General features: G+C 49.0%; 2 protein-coding genes. Both read left to right on the forward strand.

Features of this window, described 5'->3' with window-relative positions:
• Positions 1–803, forward strand: an 803-nt coding sequence (locus TH25_RS24550; protein WP_114090862.1) for a substrate-binding domain-containing protein, incomplete at its 5' end; no start/stop codon positions are given.
• A 77-nt stretch (positions 804–880) separates the two neighbouring features.
• On the forward strand, positions 881–1,696 hold the full coding sequence (locus TH25_RS24555) for an ATP-binding cassette domain-containing protein (RefSeq protein WP_114090863.1): 816 nt from the start codon (positions 881–883) through the stop codon (positions 1,694–1,696).
• Positions 1,697–1,781: the final 85 nt, after the last annotated feature.

A 1,781-nucleotide genomic window follows, 5' to 3' on the forward strand; every position in this document is an offset into this window, starting at 1 on the left:
TGACGATAGGTTTTTGCGGGTGTCCAGCTGGGAGTCTCCGGTCTGCAGAAGAGGCAAATGTTCCTGTCGTGCTTTATGACCATGATGCAGTGGGAGGTAGGGCCGACGCACACGTCGTCTTTGATTCACTCTCGGTAGGGCGGGCGCAGGGTAAGCGTGCCGCTGAGCTTATCGAAGCAATGGAGAAGACACCGGTTCGGGTTGCTCGGATTAAAGGTAATCAGGGTGAGTATGGCACGGGTCAATACGAAAAGGGTCAGAACGAGTTTCTGCAGCCACTTATTGACTCAGGGAAAGTCGAGGTTGTTTGTGAGCAATACACGCAAGACTGGAACCCCCTGGTGGCTCAAATGTTCGCCGAAGATTGTCTTACAAGAACCGGTGGAAATGTCGATGTCTTCTTGGGGATGAATGACGGTACAACCGGTGGAGCTGTAGCGGCCTTGATTGGCCAAGGTTACGGCCCGGGTGAGAAACTGGTAACCGGCGGGCAGGATGCTACCGTTGAGGCTTTGCGGTATATAGCTCAAGGTTGGCAAGATAACTCGATCCTGAAGGATCTCAGGGTTGAAGCGGCTTACGCGGCAGACGTTGTAGTGTCGATCCTTCAAGGAAACGGAGTTCCACAGGAGCTGGTTAACGGTAGCGTAAACAATCAATACATGGATGTCCCCGCAGTCTTCTTGCCTGTCTCGAATATTACCATCGATAACTTGCAGGATGTGGTTACTGCCGGTGTTTGGTCATGGGCGGAAATTTGCCAGGGCATCCAAGAAACCGAAGTCTGCAAGAATAATATGTAAGCGACACTAGATCGCAAAGGGAGGGGCGTGCCGAAGGTGCTGCCCTTCCTCATCAATAAATTCCTTCAGGAGGAATCATGGCTACAACAGAGACTGTTGAAACAAGTTGCAACAAGCTGGCGGAAGCTTCTGACACGCCTTTACTATCGATGCGCAATATTCATAAATCGTTTGGATCCCTTCACGCTTTACGTGGAGCATCGATTGATGTGCATGCTGGCGAAATTGTCGCTTTGGTCGGGGATAACGGTGCGGGAAAGTCGACGCTTGTGAAGGTCATGGCGGGAGTGCATCGCTTTGATTCTGGCGAATACTATTTTAAAAACCAACCTTCCAACATAAGTAGCCCTTCAGATGCAACTGCTTCTGGTATTCAAACCGTTTATCAGGACTTGGCTCTTTGTAATAACCTTGATGCGGTCCAAAACCTTTTTCTTGGAAGAGAATTAATCGGTCCGGGAATTTTTGCTAGGCGAGTTCGTCGTGCAGAATGTGAGGTGCGTGCACGTGAAGTGTTAACTCGCATGCGGTTGGGCAATCTGTCGTTATCTCGGCCCGTTGGTGCCATGTCAGGTGGACAGCGGCAAAATATTGCTATTGCTCGTTCAATTTTGTGGAAACCTGAGGTGGTTATTTTTGACGAGCCAACAGCAGCCCTCAGTCATTCTGCAGCTGAACAGGTTGCGTCACTAATCAGGTCTCTGGCTGATGAAGGTCTTGGTATTGTCGTAGTGAGTCATGACATACATCATTTTGTTGTTAATTCAACTGATCGTATAGAAGTAATGCGTCTCGGCATGAATGTGGCTAGCCTGAAATCTGCAGATGTTACTGGTGAGCAAGTAGTAAACGCGATGGTCGGCGGGAATGAAGAAGTGAACCTTGCAGGGTGAAAACTGCGTTTTGTTGTCACCATTTATCCGGGGTATGTAAATGTCTAATGTGATTTCTAGGCTCAGGACCTATTAATTTTCGCTC

It is taken from the genome of Thalassospira profundimaris, from assembly GCF_003326755.1.
In the GTDB taxonomy this organism is placed as follows: Bacteria; Pseudomonadota; Alphaproteobacteria; order Rhodospirillales; family Thalassospiraceae; genus Thalassospira; species Thalassospira profundimaris_B.

Bases quoted from the DNA above. Each gene is read 5' to 3' on its own strand.
- TH25_RS24555 (WP_114090863.1), top strand. From the start codon at position 881: ATGGCTACAACAGAGACTGTTGAAACAAGTTGCAACAAGCTGGCGGAA.